This window comes from Chryseobacterium sp. NFX27, assembly GCF_049887855.1.
In the GTDB taxonomy this organism is placed as follows: Bacteria; Bacteroidota; Bacteroidia; order Flavobacteriales; family Weeksellaceae; genus Chryseobacterium.
Genome location: NZ_JAGEKK010000009.1, coordinates 108,017 through 130,723 on the forward strand (window position 1 = coordinate 108,017; position 22,707 = coordinate 130,723).

The 22,707-nt window shown below is 39.6% G+C and carries 19 protein-coding genes; 1 reads left to right on the forward strand and 18 read right to left on the reverse strand.

Translation table 11 applies throughout. From position 1 onward, the window contains the following. Positions 1-34 precede the first annotated feature (34 nt). Genes J4Q03_RS12190 through J4Q03_RS12230 form a run of 9 tightly spaced genes read right to left on the reverse strand, consistent with a single transcriptional unit; the run spans position 35 to position 13,765 of the window. On the reverse strand, positions 35-1,219 hold the full coding sequence (locus tag J4Q03_RS12190; RefSeq protein ID WP_426048446.1) for a PepSY-associated TM helix domain-containing protein: 1,185 nt from the start codon (positions 1,217-1,219) through the stop codon (positions 35-37). A 1-nt stretch (position 1,220) separates the two neighbouring features. After that, complete coding sequence (locus J4Q03_RS12195) at positions 1,221-3,683, reverse strand: TonB-dependent siderophore receptor (protein ID WP_426048447.1); 2,463 nt, start codon at positions 3,681-3,683, stop codon at positions 1,221-1,223. Then, positions 3,670-5,058, reverse strand: a complete 1,389-nt coding sequence (locus tag J4Q03_RS12200; RefSeq protein ID WP_426048448.1) for an AMP-binding protein — start codon at positions 5,056-5,058, stop codon at positions 3,670-3,672. The genes J4Q03_RS12195 and J4Q03_RS12200 overlap by 14 nt, the downstream gene beginning before the upstream one ends. A 4-nt stretch (positions 5,059-5,062) precedes the next feature. Continuing rightward, entirely contained in the window at positions 5,063-5,308 is a 246-nt protein-coding gene (locus J4Q03_RS12205; RefSeq protein WP_062646915.1) for an acyl carrier protein, read from the reverse strand. Between the two features lies 1 nt (position 5,309). After that, a complete protein-coding gene (locus J4Q03_RS12210; protein ID WP_426048449.1) occupies positions 5,310-6,713 on the reverse strand; it encodes an MATE family efflux transporter in 1,404 nt (467 codons plus the stop codon). Further along, a complete protein-coding gene (locus J4Q03_RS12215; protein WP_426048450.1) occupies positions 6,710-8,524 on the reverse strand; it encodes an IucA/IucC family protein in 1,815 nt (604 codons plus the stop codon). Before J4Q03_RS12215 ends, J4Q03_RS12210 begins: the two co-directional genes overlap by 4 nt. A 7-nt stretch (positions 8,525-8,531) precedes the next feature. Further along, positions 8,532-9,848 (reverse strand): lysine N(6)-hydroxylase/L-ornithine N(5)-oxygenase family protein, encoded by a 1,317-nt coding sequence (locus J4Q03_RS12220; RefSeq protein WP_426048451.1) that lies wholly within the window; start codon positions 9,846-9,848, stop codon positions 8,532-8,534. Beyond that, positions 9,841-12,267: a GNAT family N-acetyltransferase gene (locus J4Q03_RS12225; protein WP_426048452.1), complete on the reverse strand. Its 2,427-nt coding sequence runs from the start codon at positions 12,265-12,267 to the stop codon at positions 9,841-9,843. Before J4Q03_RS12225 ends, J4Q03_RS12220 begins: the two co-directional genes overlap by 8 nt. Beyond that, positions 12,239-13,765, reverse strand: a complete 1,527-nt coding sequence (locus J4Q03_RS12230; RefSeq protein WP_426048453.1) for a pyridoxal phosphate-dependent decarboxylase family protein — start codon at positions 13,763-13,765, stop codon at positions 12,239-12,241. Before J4Q03_RS12230 ends, J4Q03_RS12225 begins: the two co-directional genes overlap by 29 nt. 218 nt (positions 13,766-13,983) lie before the next feature. Here J4Q03_RS12230 and J4Q03_RS12235 point away from each other — a divergent pair, with 218 nt between their 5' ends. Next, positions 13,984-15,081: a taurine catabolism dioxygenase TauD gene (locus J4Q03_RS12235; protein WP_426048454.1), complete on the forward strand. Its 1,098-nt coding sequence runs from the start codon at positions 13,984-13,986 to the stop codon at positions 15,079-15,081. A 358-nt stretch (positions 15,082-15,439) separates the two neighbouring features. Here the strand turns inward: J4Q03_RS12235 and J4Q03_RS12240 are convergent, their stop codons facing one another. The 9 genes from J4Q03_RS12240 to J4Q03_RS12280 form a co-directional block, all read right to left on the reverse strand. Then, positions 15,440-16,252, reverse strand: coding sequence for an alpha/beta hydrolase (locus tag J4Q03_RS12240; RefSeq protein WP_426048455.1), 813 nt, complete (start codon positions 16,250-16,252; stop codon positions 15,440-15,442). 259 nt (positions 16,253-16,511) lie between these two features. Beyond that, positions 16,512-17,075 carry a Crp/Fnr family transcriptional regulator gene (locus J4Q03_RS12245; RefSeq protein WP_426048456.1) on the reverse strand — a complete coding sequence of 188 codons (564 nt, stop codon included), beginning with the start codon at positions 17,073-17,075 and terminating at the stop codon, positions 16,512-16,514. Positions 17,076-17,088: 13 nt separating this feature from the next. Beyond that, complete coding sequence (locus tag J4Q03_RS12250; protein WP_426048457.1) at positions 17,089-17,610, reverse strand: GNAT family N-acetyltransferase; 522 nt, start codon at positions 17,608-17,610, stop codon at positions 17,089-17,091. A gap of 7 nt (positions 17,611-17,617) precedes the next feature. Then, a complete protein-coding gene (locus J4Q03_RS12255; protein ID WP_426048458.1) occupies positions 17,618-18,628 on the reverse strand; it encodes a S41 family peptidase in 1,011 nt (336 codons plus the stop codon). A gap of 68 nt (positions 18,629-18,696) precedes the next feature. Further along, a complete protein-coding gene (locus tag J4Q03_RS12260; RefSeq protein WP_426048459.1) occupies positions 18,697-19,491 on the reverse strand; it encodes a helix-turn-helix domain-containing protein in 795 nt (264 codons plus the stop codon). 115 nt (positions 19,492-19,606) lie between these two features. Then, positions 19,607-20,683, reverse strand: a complete 1,077-nt coding sequence (locus tag J4Q03_RS12265; RefSeq protein ID WP_426048460.1) for an NAD(P)H-dependent flavin oxidoreductase — start codon at positions 20,681-20,683, stop codon at positions 19,607-19,609. Between the two features lie 6 nt (positions 20,684-20,689). Continuing rightward, positions 20,690-21,211 (reverse strand): YceI family protein, encoded by a 522-nt coding sequence (locus J4Q03_RS12270; RefSeq protein ID WP_426048461.1) that lies wholly within the window; start codon positions 21,209-21,211, stop codon positions 20,690-20,692. 95 nt (positions 21,212-21,306) lie between these two features. Continuing rightward, positions 21,307-21,876 (reverse strand): Crp/Fnr family transcriptional regulator, encoded by a 570-nt coding sequence (locus J4Q03_RS12275; protein WP_426048462.1) that lies wholly within the window; start codon positions 21,874-21,876, stop codon positions 21,307-21,309. Between the two features lie 37 nt (positions 21,877-21,913). Next, positions 21,914-22,519 (reverse strand): nucleosidase, encoded by a 606-nt coding sequence (locus J4Q03_RS12280; protein WP_426048463.1) that lies wholly within the window; start codon positions 22,517-22,519, stop codon positions 21,914-21,916. Positions 22,520-22,707: the final 188 nt, after the last annotated feature.

Here is a 22,707-nt window from a genome sequence, read left to right on the forward strand (position 1 = left end):
CAGTTCCGTTACACTTATCTAATTTTTTTGTTTTTTAATTGGAGAGACTCAATGTCTTCACTTTCTTTTTCGTGGGTTTCTTCTTTTTTCTGTTCAGATAAATAATAAATCCGGTGATGGGAAGTGAAGCTGCAATCATGCCTGCAAAAAGGTATAAAATCCGGCCTGGCATTCCGAAGATACTTCCGGTATGAAGATCATAATTCCTTTCTCTTAACGCAGTTCCATAGCCGATATTTTTGTCTTTGTAAGATTGATGTTTTAATATTTCTCCTGAATATTGATCAAAGGTAAACTGCTCATTCTGGTACTGCCTATTTCCGTAGGTCACCTCAGCATAATAAGTGCCTTCTTCCGTTTTCGGAAAGCTGATGAGTGCAGATTTCTTATCAGCTAAGCTCTTTTCTACCCTATCACCAACAATATTCAAAATGTTTTTTGAATTTGAATTTTCTTCGGAAGGGATGGTGCTTTTGGCTTTCTGTTCGGTTTTTGCTTTTCCGTTCAGTGTTTTTTTTACCCATTTATCAACGTTTTCGAAATTCCATATTAAAGCTGCATAGGAAATAAGACACAAAGGAATAACGGCATAAAATCCTAAGACATTGTGCATGTCATAATTAACCCTTTTCCATTTGGCTGATGTTTTAATGGAAAACATCCCTTTCAGAGCTTTCTTATTCATTTTGCGGGGATACCAGATCATCAGTCCCGAAAAAAGCATGACAGCCAATATCAGTGTGGAATATCCTGTAATCGTTTTGCCAATTTTTTCACCCAGTAAAAGCCTCCGGTGAAGGTCCATCACGATCTCAAAAAAATCATTTTTAGCATTTTCCACCTCAAGAACCTTTCCGGTGTAAGGATCTACATAAACCCTGTAATAATGAATGTAAGTTCCCCAGTAGGTCAGAGCTTCACTGTTCATTTTCAGCGAACGGAATGCATAGCTTCGGGATGGATCTGAGGATATTTCTACCCTGCTAACCTTTAAACTGTCCGGAAGTGCCTGCTCTGCTTTCAATTTGAGGTCAGAAAACTGCAGTTTTTCTTTTTTTATGGTTTTGACGAAATATTTTTCAGGGTATAACGCATGTTTCAGTTCTTTTTCAAAAGCGAGAATACATCCCGTAAGCGCCATAATGACAACTATAAGCCCGGACATTAGTCCGAGCCATAGATGTAATTGATATGCCGTCTTTCTTAGTATAGAATTCATATTAAAACTTAAGACTAACCTCCGCTACAAAGTTACGAGGCATTTGGGCTACTACAACCCCCTGTCCTGCGAAATACTGCGCATTTCCTAAATTATTCATTTTAAATCCTAATCTGTATCTTTCTTTTTCAAGAGATATAGAAGCATTGACTAAAGTATAAGCAGGGAATATAAATTGTCCGGTAGTCGCGTTGTCTACCGTAATCTGCTCACCGACACGGTTCACCCCAAAACCTAATCCAATTCCCTGAAATCCTTTGATTGGCAATATATAGCTTATCCATGAATTGAATACATTAGCCGGACCTGCAGAAGAAGGACGACGCCCATCCACATTAGCTGCCGCCTTTACAAACTTACTGTCGTTGTAAGAATATCCTGCCATAATATTCAGGCCCTGAATAGGATTCAGTATTGTCTCAATTTCTATTCCCTTGCTTCTCTGCTCACCGTCCTGGATGGTAATGCTATGGCTTTTCCCGTCACGGATTACTTCCGTTAGTCTTAACATATTATCAACCAGTATATCATAATATCCTACGGTAAAATTCACTCTGTTTCTCCAGAGATTTCCTTTTACTCCCACTTCCCACTGATTAGATTTTTGCGGTTTGAAATCTCCGCTGTAATCTGAAAGGGGCTGAGAAGCCGGAGGTGTATAGCTGAAGCCGTTCATATAGTTGGCATATGCTGATAAACGGTCTTTAAAGATCTGGTACGATACCCCCAGTTTTGGAGACAGTGCTGTCTGCTTGAATTTTGGTGAAGAAGGATTAAGGGCATTCGTGTTCAGATCAAGCTGTCCGTTACTTTCATAATGGTCTAAACGTAAGCTTAATAAAGTAACTAAACGATCCGTAATATAAACAGCATCGGAAATATAAGCGCCATAGATATTACTTGAGAATGAATTTCTTTCCAAAGGTGATTTACCTGTTTTGATACCGGCTTCGATGGCAGCCTGGGTGAAATTCTGTATTTTTTGAAGGGCCAGATCTTTAGAAATCATCCCGTACTTGGCTGTCAGATTCTGCCCGTTGATGGTGTCGTATTTAACGATGGGAGAATTGTTGTTGTTTAATGACTGGTTTAAATAGTCTAGCCCAATAAGAACTTTATTTTTAATTTTTCCTATTTTAAATTCTCCGTTAAAATTCTGCTGAATACTCGTAGAGGCTCCCTCAGAATTCTGCCACTGTACATTACGCTCCAAAAGGGCATCGCTGGTATTTCCCCTGATGAACTGATACTGATATAATCCTTCCGTTTTTCTGTAATTTCTTGAGATCAAAGTCTGTGAGCTCCATTTATCGGAAATTTTGTAATTCACCTCGGCTTTTACATTGATGGAAGGTGCCTTTAAACTCATATCATTATTGGAATAAGACCTTTTCCAGTCAAATCCGAGTTCGTCAGGAGTCGTCGCGAAAAACTTCCTTGTTCTGGATAGGAAAATAATTGGTGTATTTGTTCCTTCGTAGGTGTAAATCTGAGCTCCCAAATTGAACTTCAACCGGTCATTTACCTGGTAGCTGAGTGTCGGGGCTACAAACATGGACTTCCTGAATTCAGAATCTCTGAATCCGTTCTGATACTGATAAGCGGCATTCAGACGGAATAGAGTTTTTCTTGAATCCGTGATCGGGCCATATACATCAGCTGTCACACGGTTCAGGTTATAGCTTCCCAAAAGATAAGAAACTTCTCCCCCGAAATAATCTTTCGGTTTTTTCGTCACCACATTAATCAGTCCTCCAAAGGAATTCACTGCGCCTCCGTAAAGTGTTCCGGAAGGCCCTTTTATCACGTCGATACGTTCAATATCCGCAGGGTCAATTTCTGAATTGGTGGTTGCAGGAACACCGTCTACCATAGAAACTCTGGTAGGGAAACCTCTTAAATTATAATAAAAGCTTCCGTCCCCCGCTCTTCCTGCACTTCCCTGCATTTTTACAATACCCGGAACGTTTTTTAAAGCATCCGAAACATCATAAACCAACTGCTCTTTCAGGATCTGCTGGTTGATGCTCGTATACATTTGGGGATTTTCAATATTTTTCAACGGCATCTTAGAAACTGAGGTGCTGTCCTTGTCCAGAAATTTGTTTCTGCTTACTGCATATACGGTAATCCCTTCGATGACGTTGTTTTCTACGGAAGTGTAGATCACTGGAATTTCAAAGACATCTTTCTCGATGCGGATCTGCTCCCGCATCAGTTCAATATCATTTAAAACCACCTGAAGAGTATACTCTCCAGGTGGCACATTATCAAAGTAATATTCTCCTAAATTATTGGTTTTTGCCTGATACGGCGTATTGACTAACCTTAAAAGTGCATTCTTTACAGGCACTTTTTCAGACAGCATGACCTTGCCGTTAACGCGTTCACTCTGCTGGGCAGAAACGATAAGCGGGAAGCTGACAAGAAGTAAAAGTAATATAAGGGTTTTAAATGTTTTCATGCTGTAAGTTTTGTAACAGTGGATAGTTTATTTTGCCGTTTTGTGATAATGGAAATGATTCTATGTGTTCGGTGCGTACGTACTGCGGATTGATGCGCAGTTTATTTTTAATGATTTCTGTAATGGTCTGGGGATCAATCCCGAGGTTGTCATACAGAACAATGATTTTCTTGTCATTGCCGTTAAGGCAAACCACCGTGTTGCCTTCCAGCTCATTCTTAAGGATAAACTCTACCTCATCCAGGTTGAGACGGATCCCGAAAAGCTTCATGATCCTCTTGATTCTTCCTGTGATGTAATACAGTCCGTTCTGCCCTCTTCTGCCCGTATCTCCTGTATGAAGAACTTTTGGCTGCTCGTAGGTAGAAAGGTCTTCAAGCCTGTTGGCATACCCTCCGCTAATGCCTGAATGTAAAAAGAGCAGTTCATCCGTTTCAGGATCAATCTGGAAGCTTCCACCGTGTACCGGTGTCCCGATAGAAGTTTCCTCTTCAAGAAGTCCGTCTGTGGTAAGGTAAGCCATTCTTCCGCCTGCTTCAGTCTGTCCGTACTGGGCAAAGAACTGTTTTTCAAATTCATGGCAGTAATTGAAAATCGTTTTCCTTAGCTCAGCATTGATCACTCCTCCTGTGTGGGTCATGTATCTCAGGCTGCTGCTGTCTTTTCTGAAAAATCCTATTCTGTTCAAGTTTTCGTACAGATAAGGAACGCCTCCCAGCGTGCTGTAACCGTATTCTTCCATTTCGTCCCAGAATGCTTTCTGCATGATGTCTTTATCCGTACAAACTATTCTTCCCGCGCGCATACAGTTGGTGGTAAAAATTGAAAAACCGTACACGAAATTAATCGGTACGTTGAGTGGAACTACATCAGATTCAAGAATCGGCATATACTGAAGGATGCTCACAGCATTCTGGTAGAGGTTCTCATCTGAAAGCTTCACCAGTTTTGGAACTCCGGTGGTTCCGGAAGTACTTAAAAGGATCTTGATCTCGGGATGAATAACTACTTCAGGCTGATCATCTTTTTTAGCAAAGATCTTCACTGTTTCTGAGAATTCCTTCAGTTCATATCCCTGAACCTCATCTCTGGAAGGATCAAAGATATATTTGGGGCGGTATTCCGCTTCCAGACGTTCTTTAAATTCCGGATGCAGCTTCTGTCCCAAAACAGCAATGGCAAGTGCTGTTCCATAGAAATTGAGGAGCACCTCAATGCCGGGCAGCTGATTGTCATTGTACAAAAAGATCAATCCTTTTTCTACAGGATTGAGGCCCAAAGACCGGTACAGCGTTCCAACCGGCGTGGTGGCACCGGTGGAAGCATCTGTAAACAACAAGTTCTTGTTGGCAATTACATTTTCTAAAATTTTCATATACTTAGTTTTCTACGAGTACATCGTATTTTTTCATTTTTTCGCGGATCTTTCCAACGGTTCCCATTTCAAGGATATCGTTAAAATCAAACTTGACACGGTAGAACTGCTCCAGGGCTTCTACAATAAGCAGATGCGACATAGAGTCCCACTCAGGAATTTCCTGATAGGTAAGGTTTTCGTCTACCAATTCTTTTTTCACAGCGATTGCTGATGCGATAATTTCATAAAATTCGTCTGTTGTGTGCATTTTAAATTTTTATAGTTTTCCATTTACCATTTTTGAAGATCATGAGGAACAGTACAGCCAGTACGATTTCCGAAGAAACAATAGCTGTAAATATTCCTTTCAGTTCCCATTGAAGCCTTACCCCAAGCAGGTAAGCTAGAGGAAGCTGAATCACATAAAACATGATCATGTACAGCAGGGTTACCTGCATAATATTACCGGCCGCATTAAGAGCACGGCTGATCACCATTGTAAAACCGAGTAAGAGATAAGCCATAGACACCACATGGATGTACTGTACAGCGTATCTGGCTACTTCTGCTTCTTTGGTGAAGAAAGTCACTACATATTCCGCAGCGAACTGCCAGAATACAGCGACAGCTACCAAATAAGTCATATTGATTCCTCCGGCTCTCCATACTGTTTTCTCTGCGCGGTCAGGGTTTCCGGCTCCTAAATTCTGTCCTGTAAGAACGCCAGCAGCATTTCCTATTCCCCAGGCAGGCATCGTTGCAACAGAAGCAATTCTCTGTGCAATAATGTATCCTGCAAGAGCAGTTGTCCCGAAGGTGGCGATGATTTTAACCATAATCAGCCAGCTTGAAGCAGGAATAATATACTGAACCAGTCCGCCAAAAGTAATTTTCAGTATTTTCTTAATTAAAGGCAGATCCAGATGAAACTTGACCAGGATATTCACACTGGTCTTACGTGTAAGAAGAATAAAGAACTGATATAAAACCGCCAGTAACCGGGATAATATCGTAGCATACGCCAATCCCATTATTCCGTAAGCGGGAATAAAACCAAGTCCAAAAACAAGAATCACGGCAAAGACCATACTGGAGATATGACAAAGCCAAAGCGACTTCATCGCCAGATCTGCATCTCCTGCTCCTCTGAAAAGACCATTGATAGACAGACGCAGAATCACCAGACCGATACTCAGAAAGACCAGTTGGGTAAATGGCAGTCCGTTATTTACCATTCCTGTATTGAATCCAAGGAAACTGATGATCTCACCAGCGAAAAGAAATGACAGACCACCAATCAGTAATGCAAAGGTCGATGCCAGCAATATGATATAATGTGCTGTCCGGCCCATACCTTCCTGGTCTTTTTCTCCGGCTCTCCTAGCCGTTAGTGTTGCAGCAGCGATACCTAAACCAATAGCAATCGCATTGGCAAAATTGATATAGTTATCTGCAATTCCCACAAGCCCAAGGACCTTATCTCCTAATCTTGCAATGATTAGAAGATTGATACTGACAAAAACAGATTCCATCACGAGCTCCATCACCATAGGAATAGCAAGGCTGAAGATAGAACGGTTGATACTCCCTGAGGTAAGTTCTACTTTTTTTCCCGCTAAAGCTCCGTACGCAAATACAGAGCCTTCTTTTACAAGATGCAGAAACTTTCTCATACCGTTGCTACAGAGTTTTTATTCGCAATCTGATACAAAGGATTCGGCAGTGCACCGTCTTTCTTTGGAATAGCAAATGCTTTATTTTCGCTGTAGCCGTTGTTTTTCAAACGAAGACTGTTGATGTAGAACCTTTTGAAGGTAGGAACATACAGATCATATTTTTCATAACGCTCATTCAGATGAGGATTATGGTTTTTGTAGTTTTCTATACAGTCATGAACAAGCGTCCAGAAGGTCTCTTCCTGAAAGTTGGAATAGGTATGCAGAATATTGGATAAATATCTGAAGAATGCATCAAATACTCCCAAAAGAATAGACAACGGAACATTTTCCTTGTTGGAAGACTGGATCAGTCCGTCTGCCAGATGATCAGGAAGTTTTTCTCTTGCTTCTGCAGTCAGCACAATATCATCCACAAAATCTTTGATGACAATTCTCTGAGGAACTCCGTTTTTCAATACCACCATAATATTTTCTCCGTGAGGCGTTACACAAAGAGAATGGGTGTAATAAATATGAAGCAGGGGCGTAAGATAAGCATCCAGATAATCTGTGATCCACTGCCTGATACTGATTCCTGCCTGTTCTGCAAAAGCCTGTACCAAAGGAACTCCATTCTGATCTACAAAAAGCAGGGAAGCCATGGTAAACATTTCTTCATCTTCCTGTAAATAACTGGAAGCACTTTCTCGCCATAAAGCTCCAAGGAATTCATTATACTGATAAGGAACACCGGCAATCGCACTGTATTGAGGATGCAGATACGCAACAGAAGCTTCTTCTCCTAAAAATATGGTTCCTTTGGTTTCAAGATAAGCATCGCCTTTGATCAGTCCTTTCATCCAGTCTGTAATGGATGGAGCAATTTTCATCTGCTTAGGCGACAATCCTCTGATATTTCCTGTACTTAAAATAGAAACGGCCGTTTTCAGGTACCTTTTTTCAGGATGATCTGTATTGAATAGAGTCCTGATGCTCTGTTGCGGGCTGTAGACATCATTACCTTCTCCTAAAAGAATTAAGATACCAGATGCAATATCACCTGCAAAATGAATTTTCAGTTTATGTTCCCACTGCCACGGATGCACGGGAATTAAATTATAATCCACAGAAGATTTCCCTGCCTCGATCAGTCTATGTTGAAATGTCTGATACAATTCGTCTCCAATTTCAGAACGGTAAAATCCTTCCTGATCAATAGGGTCCAGCGATTGGAAAGCTGATCTGTCTTTGTGTGCAGCCAGCCATAACACTTTTAAATCCTCTCCTGCTTCCGGAGCGAATGTTTCAAGATCTGTAGGAGAAAATCCTAACCTGCTTTTGTTAACAATGACCCACGGATGTCCTGTCATCTGGTGTTCTACCGTCTGGTAATTACTTGATGCCAGTTCCTTTGAAGACATAATACCTCTGGATATGATCAGTGCATCGCAGTATAAGGTATGCAGCAATTCTTCGGTATATCTTGCCAGCGTATTGGCATCCAGATCGAATACGGTCTGCATTTCAAGGAAAAACTCGGGAATATCCAGCGCTGAGGTTTTTGCCCCATTCTCTATTTTTACGATACTGTCTTTATCAATATGCCAGTAATCCATCATTCTTTCCTGTCCTCGGAATTGATATGCTATGTTTTCAATCCCGGTTTCCAGTTGGAAAACAGTAAATCCTGCTTCATCCTCCAGAGCAACAGCAGGTTTCAAACGTTCCTCATGCATTAACTCTGCAATCGTTTTGGCCATAAGATCTCTGTTGGCCTGTAGCCAGATCTCCTGGCTGATTATATTATTTTTTAAGTTGGTGTTCATTGTTCTGTTATATTTGGACAGTTGGCAGGACAGCGTGCTTTTCTACATCAAAATCCTGGAAAGCAATTTTCTTTTCGATTTTATAATATTCCCGTCCCAGAATGTCATTGATGATATAGGAATTACGGTAGGCCGCCATGCCAAGATCGGTAGAAATGTAGCTGTGGGTATGCACTTCTGCATGAAGTACATAGATTTCGCCTCCATTATGATCTATAGAATAATTCCTGTTCACCGCAAATAATCCTGAAGAGTCTCTTTTAATTCTGGACTGAATATTTTTCAGGAAAGCCGGTTCATGATAACGGTATCCTGTTCCTACCACCAGATAATCAGCTTCCTGTTCGTAAGGAATTTCCTGTTCCAGCTGCGTGAATTCAAGGGTTAAATGGTCCGGATTACTGTTGTCTACTCTATCTAACTGACTGTTTGGAATGATGGTAAGATTTGGATCAGCATTATCAATATTCAGGTCATAGATGAAATCATAGATCTGGTTGATGAGGTCATAGTTGATTCCTTTAAACTGAGCCTGCTGCTTGCTTAATATTGATTTTCTTGCCGCTTCATCCCTGCTGTAGAAATAATCTACATAATCAGGAGAAGTCAGTTCAAGCGTAAGTTTTGAATATTCCATCGGAAAGAAACGGTCCGGACGGGAATACCAGCCTAACTGTGTATTTTCATCACGGCTTTGCAATAAATCATAGAAAACCTCAGCAGCACTCTGTCCTGAACCGATCACGGCAATTTTTTTACCCTGAGCCAACAGTTCTTCTTTGCGGTATAGATATGAGCTGGTGTGAAGAATACGGGAATCCTCTTTCGGAATAAACGAAGGAATATGAGGCTGTGTTCCTGTTCCCAGGATCAGTCTTTCTGTTCTGAAAACTTCGGTTTCCTCAGTTTGGGTATGAACGGTCGTAATCAAATACAATCCGTCTTCATACACGATATCAACCACCTGTGTGGAAAAACGACATTGTGGAAGCTGGCTTACCACCCATTGGCAGTAACGGTTATATTCTTTACGCGGAATGAAAAAATCTTCCCTGATAAAGAATTTATACAGCCTGTTCGTTTCTTTCAGATAATTCAGAAGGCTTAAAGGATTCGTAGGATCCGCCATGGATACACAGTCGCACAGAAAAGGCGTCTGCAGGGTTACGTGGTCGATCATTAATCCCGGATGCCAGTCGAAGCCGTCTCTCTGATCAAGGAAAAGGGTTTTTAATTCAGAAATCGGATGGGATAAGGCGGCCAATCCCAAATTAAAAGGACCAATACCGATTCCGATCACGTTATATATATTGTCGTTATTCATGTTCATTGATTTTTACGGTGAATTCTACATCTTTGTTTTGCGGGAATTTTTCCCAATACCATTCTCTGTAGCAGAAATTAAGGTTGGCTTTTTTATGCGGCATTTCAATGACTTTATCAACTTTGAATCCGACATGTGCCTTGTTCATCATAGACGCCAGAGAATCTACCGAGCCTTCCCCTACCATTTTTCCAACCTCCGGCTGGGCAAATACATAATCGACCATAGACTGTGTGGAAGGAGAAACATATTTCTTCTTCGGATCTGTGGGTGCAATGAATTGGTGGGTTCCGTAATCGGTAGGCAGTACCTCATAGTAATCGCCTACAATATCCCTGCATGGCCAGTATACCTCAATATTACATGAAGGTTCCCCGTTGCTCATGACGATATAGCTGTGCGCTTCATCACCCGGCAGCATCAGACGGTAATAGGTTTCCAGCTCATCAATTGGCCAGTTCATCTGCCAGATCTTGATGGCGTGTTCACGGTTAAACCATTCATGGAGCATTTCAAGATCTTCATCAAGATCAACAGGTCTCATCGTAACCGTGACCTCATCTTTCTGGAAATAACGGCTGAAAAAAACTTCTTTTCCTTTCGGATGAATCAGCTGGTCTGAGAGGTAATGATAGTGAAGAAGGTTCGGGACTTTGGCATAAGAAATCGCTCCTGCACTGGTAATTCCGTCAATTTCATTTGCAACTGCTTTAAAGTTGGTTTTTGTTCCCCAATAACGGTTTTTAAGCGCATAACGGGTGAAATCTGAAGGCATTTCCTGATGAATCTGCTCAAACTCATGATGAAGAATATTAATCAGTGTTCTTTCTTTCACCCATCCTGTCTTTCCTAATGAAGCGACAAGTGCTGAAAGATTGCTCACCAGAACATGATAAGAGATAATATCCAGAAGACGCTCGTCCCTGATGAAAAGGTCTTCAATCTCGGGATAGTCTTTGGAAAGCTCCGTATACTGTTCTCTTGAACTTTCTCTTAATAAATACCCCTGTGCGTCTCTTACAAAAAGAGTCTCTGGAAGCAACTGATCGTCAAGTTGGATCAGAAGGTTCTGCTGGTGTGCCTCAGGAGCCATCCCGTATTGGCTGTACAAATTATTTAACGGAGCAATCAGCAAGTGAATATATTTTGTAAACCAAATACTAACCGATTCTTCCGGGCTTGTTCCCAGCTTCTCTGAAACATCTGTAAAGAATTTCTGAATAAAATTCTGTCCGTCTGCAGGCTCATCCTGACAAAGTCTTGCCAATAATAGTATTTTATCTTCCGGCAGGAATGGATTTTCACGGATCAGCAGATTAAGGCTTTCAATATTCTTATTCTGATGATAAACGCCTAATGTTACAGGTTCCAGAAGCAGTTTGAACTGGCTGAAATCCTTTTCAAATGCTCCTCCTGCATATTTTCTCCATAAAGCTGATGCATAGCCTCTTTTTAAATCTTTCTCCGTATTGATCCTTATTGATCCTGTTAGAAGAACATTTAAAGAAAATTTAGGCATCCATGGAATATTCTGACTGTACATGCTTCTGATGGAAGAGGTTGAATAAAATTCTTCGCCTAAAGCTCCGATATGAATTAAAGTACGGTCTTTGATCATTTCCGCCCCTTCTTTGATCGATAAAAGATAGGTCGCTTCCCATGGATGACACGGAACCGTATAGAAATCAGAAAGCTTTTCACCTTCGTTAAGGTACTTTGCTTCAAGATCTTCGGGTAATGAAACGACGCTCTTCAGAAATTCGTTGTAAGGCTGTTCTAAAACCGAATGTTCCCGGACACAGCTTTTGTGCACCAGAAAATACTCCAGCTGGATTCCTTTATTGAATTCCGGACCGTAAAGAAGCTGCTCTTCTCTGGAGAATCCCATTCTTGCCTTTGTGAAAGGATGAAGATTGTGGCCCACCGGAAGCTGCTGTTCAGATTCGAGGAAAGAATACGTTAAAGCATCTTGAAGCTGTAGGCCTTCTTCCATGATCATTTCCAGATTTCTTAAGCTGCTGTGAATTCTTTTCATGAATAAATCCAAGCCTTTTTCACTGAACTGTTCAGAAAGCTCACGGTAGACCAATGCTGTCAGCTGATCAACATCCGGCTCAAAAACTTTCTGATTTTGATGGTCAACAATCCATAAAGGCATTCCATAATCATGAAAAGCACTTTCGGAACGGTAAGAAACCGGAGTGAATAAAAAGACCCCGCTTTTCTTTAATTCAAATCTTATATGCAGTGGATACGTACTGTTTTCCAGTGCCTGAGCCGTAAGGGTGTCATATTTCGGAACTCCCTGGTAGAATTTTCCGTTTCCAAGCTCCCGGAGCATTCCGTTCAGCAATATTCTGATGGTAATTTCCTGTGCTTTTTCTGTAAGTTTAGTTGGCTGTACCAAAGTCTTCTCCATGCGATTTGATTGTATTTAAAATTTGGTGAACATCTTCTGTAGTCGTTATCGGGTTCAGGAAAGTAAACTTCAGGTAGAAATTTCCGTCTACTTTAGTGCTTGCCACAAGAATTTCCCCGCTGTAGAAAAGCTTCATTTTGATATGCTGGTTCAATGCATTCAAATCCTCTATATCAGGTCTGATATAACGGAAAACGAGAACACTGAGGTCTGTATCGGAAAGCAGCTCGAAATGCGGATTCTCACTAATCATAGAGGCCACATCTTTGGTAAGGTCTATTACGGTATCTGTATATTCTGAGAGCTGTTCTTTGCCCATCATTCTTAACGTAAACCACAGTTTCAGGGCATCGAATCTACGGGTGCTCTGGATAATGGATTTGTTGATCTGCGCGGGAATTTCCTCTTCATCCATCTCTGCAGGATTCAGATAGTCTGCATGGTGTTTGAGAATTCTTAGTTCTCTTTTGTTTTTAACGATGAAAGCACTGCTGCTGATCGGCTGGAAGAAAGATTTATGATAATCTATGGTCACCGAATCCGCTCTTTCGATACCATTCAGAAGATGACGGTATTTTTCGCTTAATAATAAAGCACATCCGTAAGCCGCGTCTACGTGCATCCAGATGTTGTATTGCTCAGCAATATTGGCAATATCTTCCAGTGGGTCTACATTTCCGAAGTCTGTAGTTCCGGCCGTAGCCACAATCCCGATAGGAATATTTCCCATCTGCTCTTCTCTCTTAATATATTTTTTAAGCAAAGCGATGTCCATGCAGAATCTTTCATCTGTAGGAACTTTAACGATACATTTTTCGCCCAATCCCATGATGGAGGCATTCTTTAAGTTGCTGAAATGCGATTTATCAGAAACAAAGATCCTGAAATGTCCGGCCTGCTGGGGAAGACCATCCAGCTTGATATTATGATGGTATCTCTTCTGGGAAAAGCAGTCACGCATCATCACCAGTCCCATCAGGTTGCTCTGTGATCCGCCTGCTGTGAAAACACCGTCGCTTGTTTCTGCATTATATCCTAACTGTTCGGCGGTCCAGTCGATCAGCTTTCTTTCCATAAAGGTTCCTCCGGCACTCTGGTCGTAGGTATCCTGCGATGAATTGATGGCACTGACAAGAATTTCTCCTGCTAAAGCCGGAATTACAATGGGGCAGTTAAGATGTGCCACGTATTGCGGAAGGTGAAAAGCAGTGGCATGCTTTACATATATAGCATCTACTTCCTGAAGAAGCTCCTGGTATGAAGAGAGCTTTTGATTAAGGTCTATCTGCTGTACCATGCCTTTCATTTCTTTGGCTTCTATTCCACTGAAGGGTTTATCGTTTCTGTGAAGAAAGGTTCCTACAAGGTCTAAAGTTTCTTCAACAGCGGAACGGTAATGGTCATAATTGTGAGAATGAAAAATATTTTCAAAATTCCCCGAAATGTGAGGTAAGGAGGCGCCCAGGATCTCTCCGGCGGGCATTTGATTGTTGTTCATATACGTATTTGTAAGGTGATTTTTAAAATCAATAAGTAGTGTATAGGTGTGGAGCATATAGTTGTATATGCTTGATTGTCAAGTTTTTATTTTTTACATTTTTTTTTGCTTTTTATTTGGTGATTGATAAATTATTCATAAATTTGAACCAGCTATTGTTATTTAGAATAATTAAAAACAAATATAGAAATTATATTCACACACCAAATATTTTTTTAATGAATTCGCTAGAAATTTTAGATAACGACCGTATTACTGCGGTAAAACTGCTTCCAAGAGTCATTGAGATCACCTCTCAGGAAAGAAGAATGATACAAGATGCAGCGGTGCATCTTCAGAGAAAATATGGCAGCTATGAGAACAGAGACTTTATTACCCATGTTCATCAGCTGGCCTCTTATTTTTTACCGGAAAGAATTCTGCATATAGCAGCTGATTTTGCCAGTGATTTTTCTAAAGATCAGTATGGAGCCCTTGTGTTTAGAGGACTTATGGATATTGATCAGGAAAGTATAGGAAATACTCCACCCAACTGGCAGTCTGCAGATTATTCCAAATTCAATATTTATGGCTTTGCCTGTGCATTGATCCACGGAGCACTTCCGTCGAAGCCCGTTCAGTATTATTCACAGCGAAAAGGTGGCGGATTGATGCATGCGATTATTCCGGATGAAAAAATGAAAGAAACCCAGACCGGGTCGGGATCTGCTACAGATCTTTATGTGCATACCGAAGATGCTTTTCTGAAACACCAGGCAGATTTTTTAAGTTTTATGTACATCCGTAATGAAGAGCAGGTGCCTTCTACCCTTTACTCTATCCGTTCTCATGGATCTATCAGAGAAAAGTTCAGGCCTCTTTTTGAACGGATGTATAAAATTCCGAAAGATGCCAATCTGGAGACCGGTGCGGATGAAGAAGAAACACTGGATGCCGTTCTGTATGGTAATTATGAGTTGCCCTTTATGAGGTTTGATGCTGCTGAACAGCTGTTTAACCCCAGCATTCAGCAGACTGATGAAGCCCATCATCATCTGACTGAGTTTTGGGATGAGGCAAGAGGCCTGATCTATTCGGGTTTTACACCTCAGGCAGGAGATGTTATATTGGTAAATAATCATTTATGTGCCCATGGAAGATCTGCCTTCAGAGCCGGAGTAAGAAATGTTGATGGTGTAGAACACGAATGTCAAAGAAGAATTATGCTCCGTATGATGAGTAAAGTGAGCCTTATGGAAATGAGAGCGCACACGCTTACAGAAGATCCGTTTTTTGTAATTGAAGAACATTTGGGTAAAAACTTTGAAAATATTTAAAATGTTTTATTAGATATTTATTTGATAATAATTATGATGGATCCTTTTAGGCCTTGTGCTTAAAAGGATTTTTTTTCCAAATGCTTTTTTAAACCATAATAAAATCTTTAAACCATGAAGAGCATTTAAGTTTTTAAGATGATTAAGGTGAGCTTCGCTTTTAAAGGTATGGCTTAAAAAAATCAAATGATTTTTCTTAACTATTCTTATCATCTTAATTGTTTAAAGATTTGAGCCCAGTTAACCATGTCAAGGTTCAAAACCTTGACATGGTTAGGAGATGTTGATTTCAATTTCAAATAAAATAACATAAACAATTATAATAAAACTAGATACATCAATTTATATAAAGCTAATTTTATAGCTTAAAAAGCCGGTAAAATAAAGTCAGCTGCTCAGATAAGGATCTGCTCCAGTACTGCGGATCATGAGCACCCAGGGATTCTATATAAAGATGCGGAATTTTAAGATCTGTGAGTTTTTTATGAAATTTTCTGTTCATTTCAATCATTTGTGTATCTTCCGTGCCGCAGTCGAAGATATATTGCTGTTCTGCTGTGGCCATTAGCTTTGTTTTATGATCAGTCAGGAAGTTGTTGCTGATAGAAGCTAAAGGTCCTAATACTTTATCTGTCTGATAATGAATATACCCTTCTCCGAATGAGTTGAAATCCAAAGCCCCGCAAGAACTTCCCACAATACCAAATGTATTACTGTATGCCGTACCAATATTAACAGCTCCATAACCTCCCATACTCCAGCCCAGGATACCACGCAATTTTTTATCCATTTTTACTGGATAATTTTTATTAACAAAATCCACGAGCTCCTGTCCGATAAAAGTCTGGTACTGGGAATCTTTAATCAGCGGACTGTCTACATACCATGAATTATAATTTCCGTCCGGCAGTACATAAATCATTTTATATTCCTGCGCTTTTTTAACCAGATCAGGAATATCCTGTTTAAGGGTACGTTCAGGATTTCCACTATAGCCGTGAAGAATATAAACCGATGGATAGGTTATTCCCTGCTGAACATCGGGTGTGATGATGATGGTTTTGATATTCTTATTCATTTTGGCACTGAAGACTTCTTGACGAATGATTTTCTGTGCGGAAAGCTGTGCAGATACTGTCATTACACATACAATGCTTGCTAAATTTTTCATAGGATACAATTTTAATGATGAACCTGGAACATCTGTAATTAATTTAAGCTGTCTTATTTTTTTGACGCAAAGGTTTACTATTACGATGAATATTTTAAGTGAGCTAAGAGGGAATCAATTAGCATTGATTCGATGAAGCCGACTTTTCATCCTTCCTTTCTCTTGTGCTTATTTAGATGTACAAATGTTCTTGTTTACAGGGCAAAGATGGGGTTGAGAAAATAAAAAAGCCTCAACATATGTTGAAGCTTTTGTCAGTTTATTTCTTTTTTATGCGGCTCAGCTGAGTAGGTGTGATTCCCAGATAGGAAGCAATATGATGCTGTTTCAGCCGGTCATGGAGCGGTTTATTCTCCAGAAGCTGCAAATAACGCTGTTTTGCTGTTTCATGCTTTAAGGAAATTTCCAGAGGCTCTTTTTTCACCACCCAGTTTTTTTCCAGGTAATGAATGTGAAATAACGCCAGGTCGTGATATTGATTGATCAGCTCTCTGAAAGCTTTTGCCGGATATTTTATCACTGAACAGTTTTCTAAAGCAATGATATTAAAATCGCTGGGCTTATCTTTAATAACGGCTGCCGTAGAAGCCACAAAACTCTTTTCTTCAAAGAAAATCTTATACACAGAATCTCCCTGTTCGTCTACAGTATAATATCCTATCAGTCCTGATTTTATGAAATAATAATATCTGGCAGCAGATCCTGCTTCCTGAAGAAGTTCATTTTTATGATAGGTTTCTTCCGTACAGATATTCATCAGTGCCTTAACTGTTTCTTCTGATAAAGGATAATAGGTGCTGATCTGTTCTAAAAATTCTTTCAAGGCTGATAATAATTTAATCTAATATTTTCTTCATCATCAGGTCAGTCTGGTCTTCATCACCCAGCCTGAATGTATGGCTTCCGAATTCTTCAAAACCATTTTTCCTGTAAAATTGAAGTGCTCTCAAATTCTCTTCCCAGACTCCGAGCCATAGATAGCTTTTGTTCAGGTTTCGAGCGGTTTCCATAGCCTGATCATAAAGCAGCTGACCTACTTTCTGGCCATGATGGCTTTTCTTGACGTAAATACGCTCTATTTCTAATGAAGTATCGTCCTTCAGCTCAGTTTGTGCCTCTCCGGAGTTTAATTTCAGGTAACCGACAGGGATATCCTCTTCCCAGGCAATAAAGAAATGAGAGTGAGGATTGTTTAATTCTAAACTTACTTTTTCTGTACTGAAACTTTCTTCCAGATAGGTTTTCATAGCCTCTTCTGAATTGCTTTCTGCAAAGGTTTCTGAAAAAGTCTCTCTGCCTATATTCTGAATGGTTTCAAGGTCCTGTATCCCGGCTTTATTAATGATTATTGATGACATATTATATTTATTGCTCTAATTTATTAATAAGATTTTTTATTTCAGGTATGCTTAATTCTGTTTTTGTTTCTGTTTTTAAAATATTTTTTAAAATTTTAATGTGGGCAGCCTTTAAAGCATCTTCAGCTTTTACTTCCTGATCAGGAGTTACCCCGATATGTTCCCAGTTTTTATGGCTTATGAAGGACTTTATTTCTCCAGCCGGAACCAGCAGTAAATATTGATTTTGGATAATGAAATGATCTACCGAATTGGCAGCGCCCTCAGTTTTCTCTCCTATTACTTCGGCCAGCTTATGCTCCTGCAAAAAATAAGCAAGAGCTTCTGCTGCTGAAAAACTTCTTTTGCTGGTCAGAAGGTAGACGTTCTTATGAAGGTATTTCTGTCCGGAAACTTTAGATTGGGTGCTGTTTATCACTGTTTCATCTTTATTTCTGAAATAGGTGGTATAAAGATCCGTTTTTTTATCAAAAAAATAGCTGCAGAATAACAGAAGCATGTCGTTATCTCCGCCACCATTTTCCCTCAGGTCAATGATCAGGGAATTGGTATTGGCAATAAAATTCATGGCAGCGGCCAATGTTTTTTCACTGGATGCCCGGGATGCAAAGCCTTTGAAATTGATATAGCCGACGTTACCTTCCAGGCGTTGAACGTTTTCAAATCCAAAATTTTCCAGGCTGTTATGAAAATTATTCTCTCTTTCTCTTTCTTTCTCATCGACCGCTTTTTGTGGGCTGTAGTTTTCAAGATATTTAACAAAAAAATGTTTATCAGTGATATTTATTCTCAACTTTTGGGTGAGAAGTGCCGCAAAATCTTTTTTGTTCAAACTGTTGAAACTGCCTTTTTTAAATTCATTTTTAAATAAAGAATCTACTTTTTTATAGGCTTCCTTATCAATATAATAGTTCTTCACTTTTTCTGTGATATCCGACAGTACCGCTTGAGTAGGATCACTTTGTGCATAAAAGACGAGAGAATGGAAAAAGAAAATGACGGCCAGTATTTTTTTCATTGAAACAAGTTTTAATATTTCAGTAAAAGTAATTCAATGATCACACTATAAATTGTAAAAATGGAAACTCAGATAAACAGCCAGATATTATTCTGTTCAATATCTACATTCTCAAAGAACTTTCTGGGACTTATTTTAGTGAATTCTTTAAAATCTTTAATAAGATGGGACTGGTCGTAAAAAAGATTCTCATAGGAGAGCTCTGTGAGGTTTCTTACTTTTTTATTTGAAATCAAAACTTTACGAAATCTCTGAATTTTTCTGAATTCAGACGCTGGTTTGCCCAGATACCTTTTAGAGATTTTATTCAGATACTGTCTTGTTATATTGTTCTTTGCTGCGATCTCTTCGATGCCGAGTTCAGTTTCAAAATCAGTCAATATAGCGTACGCCAACGTTAAATCTTTCTGTTGGAATTTCGAAAGCCAATACTCTTCCAGTATTTCAATTTGTTTTTTCCTGTTGGGCTCATTTAGAGCTGTATTCGAGATTTCTTTAAAATCCGAAACATGAATATGCTCCCGCATAGCCTCACTGCCATCTGCCTCAAAAAAATGATACATTCCCAATGGCTTAAAATAGACAGTAATTTCATTAATAGACTGATGGTAAAAAATTTCAGTGGGAACAGAACACCTGGAAACAAAGTCGATTACTAAATTCTCCTCTAAAGATCTACGGATTTCCACCCATCCTTTATCCTGGATGAGAGCCACATTCTGGCAGGCTGATACAATGAAATAGTTGTCAGGAAAAGTAAGATATCTTACCGGTTCATCCCTATCATCTTTTTCTACAAAATAATACCCTTCAATATATTTTTTAAGTATAGGATGTACCGGTTGATAAAAAGTAACTTTCATATAATCGCAGACCTGAAATGTAAAAATACAAATAGAAAACAAAATCCTGAAAAATTTTCTTCAGGACTTATACTTATAAAAATGATATTTTTATGGTGCAGAAGCCATAAGTATCTTACATGCTGATATTCATTTCATTAATCAAAGATTCCATTAAAATTTTTGCATCATGATGTTTTAGCAGCGCGGCAGCCTGTCCGCTCCAAAATGATTTAAATTCGGGGTGAGTTTCCGTATTTGCAGGATAGGCTCCTAGCGTTCCTGTGATCTTCCCCTGAAGAGGATAGGGAGCCATAACATGCTGAAATTCATTCAGTTCCTCTGTAAGGCGGTTTCTGATTCCTCTGGACAGCCTTCCGGTAAAAACTTTGGTCAGTGTGGTATATTTTGCATCTTCGGAAAATAACAAATTCCTGTGAATATTGCTGGTCCCTGACTGTTTTGTGGCTAAAAATGCAGTTCCGATCTGAACAGCATCGGCTCCGAGACTGAAAGCTGCCTTCACTCCTCTTGCATCAGCAATTCCACCGGCGGCAATAACAGGAATTCTTACACGGTCTGTCACCTGAGGAATAAGTGAAAATGTTCCCACTAAAGATTTTTCAGCCTGTTCCAGGAATGACACCCTGTGCCCTCCTGCATCGGAACCGGAAGCCACCACCGCATCCACTCCTGCATTTTCTATTGCAATGGCTTCATCCGGTGTGGTCGCTGTTCCTATGGTTTTAATGCCCAGCTGTCTGCATTTTTCCAGGATATCTTCAGAAGGAATACCATAGACAAAACTAAAAACGGAAGGTTTTATGTCAAGAAGAGCTTCTGCCTGTTCTTCAAACCCGGGACTTTCGGGAAGCGGAAATGTCGGCGGTTCTATTCCGGTTTCATCAAAATAAGGCTGGAATATCTGCATTACTTTGTCAAAGTTCCCTTTCTGAAACTGATCAGTATCGTCATCCCTGTCTTTTACCCAAAGATTAACGTTGAATGGTTTATTGGTTTGCTTTCTGATTTCTCTTGAAATATGTATCATTTCTTCCCCTGAAAAAGGCTGGGCACCAAAAGAACCCAAACCGCCCGCATTGGAAACGAGAGCCGTAAGCTCCACCGAAGAAAGTTTTCCCCCAAACGGCCCCTGAATTATAGGGAATTCAGTACCGAAGGTTTTTGTGAATTTAGTGTCTTTCCAATTCATGGCTATTTATTTTTGTCCGATCAGTTTAAACTGAAGTATAAAATCATCATGAATCAATTGATCTCCGAGGTTGGAAAGAAATTTACCGGAACCATACTTTATATTGTACATCGTACGGTCTATCACTATTTCTCCAAGAGCATGAAGAAAGTCTGTGAAAATCTCTACAGAAGTTATAAAGCTTATAGGATGGGTTATATCCTTAATGGTTAAGTGACCACTGATTTTATATTTTCCATCGGCTTTTTCTGAGTGAGTAATGGACAGTTTAGCTGTTTTAAACTGGTCTGTGGAAAAGAAATCATCGTGGTTCAGGTGATCAAGAAAGTCCTTGTTTGTTTTGGAATCTTTAATATCTGTAATAATGATACTGGTCATATCGATTACAATTTCCCCACCGGTAATGGCATCATTTTCAAAGCTCAGATAACCACTTTGGATATTAATTGTTCCTGTGTGCAGTCCCAGGATCTTTTTGCCTGTCCAGTTTACCGTACTGCTTTCAGGCTGAATCATAAATTTTGTCATTGTCTTATGTATTAAAGTTTCTCTGACAAAATTGGTAATTATGGAGAGCCTTTTAAAAGGATATACCTCACATTTTAATGGTGACCTGCCTCACATTATTTTGAAGTATAAAGCCTGCTGAGCGTTTCACGGGTTACCCCTAAATAAGAAGCCAGTAGATGTTTGGGAAGTTTCCGGACGAGATCAGGATAATCTGAAAGAAATTTTTCATAGCGTTCCTTTGCGCTGCTGCTTAATAAAGTCAGGATCCTGTTTTGCAGAGATACGTTCCTGCGGTTGGTTTTCTTTCTGAAAAAATGTTCTATCTTATGCAGTTCTTTACAGAGTTTCTCACGGTTTTCACTGCTTAAACACAACACTTCCGTGTCTTCTATACAGTCAATATTCAGAGTTGCTGATTTCTGATCGTAATAAGCTTCATAATCTGTAATCCACCAGTCTCTGGCGCCGAAAAGAATAATGTGAACCTTTCCTGTGGCATCTGTATAATAAGATTTTACACAACCGGACAAAATAAAATAGTCATCCGTTACCTGTTGCCCTTCCTGAACAAGAAACTGATGTTTTTTCAACTTTTTATAGTTAAAATGACTTAAAATATAATCGAACTCCTGATCAGAAACCTCGATCATCTTTAAGAGCTGCTGTTTTAATATTTCACTCATATTTATTTTTTTATCCGTTGTCCGAAAAGTACACCGTTTAGTTTTGATGAAGATCAGAATCTTCAGTGAAGAGCAATTTTTTAAATGTCTCAGAAGCCAGATGTACCTGAACTGCCCAGTCGTCTGCGGCATCACTTCCCGCATCATCAGAAATATATTTCAGGCATAGGAAAGGGATATTTTCTTTCTTTGCGATCAGGGCAAGCGGATACGCTTCCATATCTACAATATTATAATCTGTTTCGGAATGATTCATCTCAAAACTGTCGCCGCTGCCACAAATTCCTTCTTCCAGACCGTTCATCTGAAGACCATATTCCAGAACTGGAGGAATACCGGATAAAGGGGTTTCATAAAGACTGAAACCGAGACCTCTCACATCCATATCTCGCTGTATAAATTTTGTACAGCAGACTACTTCACCCTTCCCGAAGCTTTTACTTCCTGCAGAACCCAGATTAATAATCAGTTTAGGTTTTCTGAAATGAATTTCCCGGGTAAGTTCTATGGCCGCGTTTACTTTTCCTATTCCTGTTACCAATTTATTTTTCCCGTCAAAAGCTTTTCCGGCTTCTGAATCCAAAGCAAAGACAAACAGGGTTTCAGAAACAGGATATTGAGCTTCAGCATTGATTTTTATCATTGAGCGTAAATATTTTAACAAAAATAAGCATTGAAGGAATAAAACGGAACTTCTTTCTTTTTATTTAAAGCTTTTAACAATAAAAACACCTCGGTTTGAGGTGTTTTATACTGGAATAAGCTAATTATTTCTTCTATTAAAAATACTAATGCCATTAATCTTTTTCACAAATTCCACAGATGTTACTG

Bases quoted from the DNA above. Each gene is read 5' to 3' on its own strand.
- J4Q03_RS12190 (WP_426048446.1), bottom strand. From the start codon at position 1,219: ATGAATTCTATACTAAGAAAGACGGCATATCAATTACATCTATGGCTC.
- J4Q03_RS12195 (WP_426048447.1), bottom strand. From the start codon at position 3,683: ATGAAAACATTTAAAACCCTTATATTACTTTTACTTCTTGTCAGCTTC.
- J4Q03_RS12200 (WP_426048448.1), bottom strand. From the start codon at position 5,058: ATGAAAATTTTAGAAAATGTAATTGCCAACAAGAACTTGTTGTTTACA.
- J4Q03_RS12205 (WP_062646915.1), bottom strand. From the start codon at position 5,308: ATGCACACAACAGACGAATTTTATGAAATTATCGCATCAGCAATCGCT.
- J4Q03_RS12210 (WP_426048449.1), bottom strand. From the start codon at position 6,713: ATGAGAAAGTTTCTGCATCTTGTAAAAGAAGGCTCTGTATTTGCGTAC.
- J4Q03_RS12215 (WP_426048450.1), bottom strand. From the start codon at position 8,524: ATGAACACCAACTTAAAAAATAATATAATCAGCCAGGAGATCTGGCTA.
- J4Q03_RS12220 (WP_426048451.1), bottom strand. From the start codon at position 9,848: ATGAATAACGACAATATATATAACGTGATCGGAATCGGTATTGGTCCT.
- J4Q03_RS12225 (WP_426048452.1), bottom strand. From the start codon at position 12,267: ATGGAGAAGACTTTGGTACAGCCAACTAAACTTACAGAAAAAGCACAG.
- J4Q03_RS12230 (WP_426048453.1), bottom strand. From the start codon at position 13,765: ATGAACAACAATCAAATGCCCGCCGGAGAGATCCTGGGCGCCTCCTTA.
- J4Q03_RS12235 (WP_426048454.1), top strand. From the start codon at position 13,984: ATGAATTCGCTAGAAATTTTAGATAACGACCGTATTACTGCGGTAAAA.
- J4Q03_RS12240 (WP_426048455.1), bottom strand. From the start codon at position 16,252: ATGAAAAATTTAGCAAGCATTGTATGTGTAATGACAGTATCTGCACAG.
- J4Q03_RS12250 (WP_426048457.1), bottom strand. From the start codon at position 17,610: ATGTCATCAATAATCATTAATAAAGCCGGGATACAGGACCTTGAAACC.
- J4Q03_RS12255 (WP_426048458.1), bottom strand. From the start codon at position 18,628: ATGAAAAAAATACTGGCCGTCATTTTCTTTTTCCATTCTCTCGTCTTT.
- J4Q03_RS12260 (WP_426048459.1), bottom strand. From the start codon at position 19,491: ATGAAAGTTACTTTTTATCAACCGGTACATCCTATACTTAAAAAATAT.
- J4Q03_RS12265 (WP_426048460.1), bottom strand. From the start codon at position 20,683: ATGAATTGGAAAGACACTAAATTCACAAAAACCTTCGGTACTGAATTC.
- J4Q03_RS12270 (WP_426048461.1), bottom strand. From the start codon at position 21,211: ATGACAAAATTTATGATTCAGCCTGAAAGCAGTACGGTAAACTGGACA.
- J4Q03_RS12275 (WP_426048462.1), bottom strand. From the start codon at position 21,876: ATGAGTGAAATATTAAAACAGCAGCTCTTAAAGATGATCGAGGTTTCT.
- J4Q03_RS12280 (WP_426048463.1), bottom strand. From the start codon at position 22,519: ATGATAAAAATCAATGCTGAAGCTCAATATCCTGTTTCTGAAACCCTG.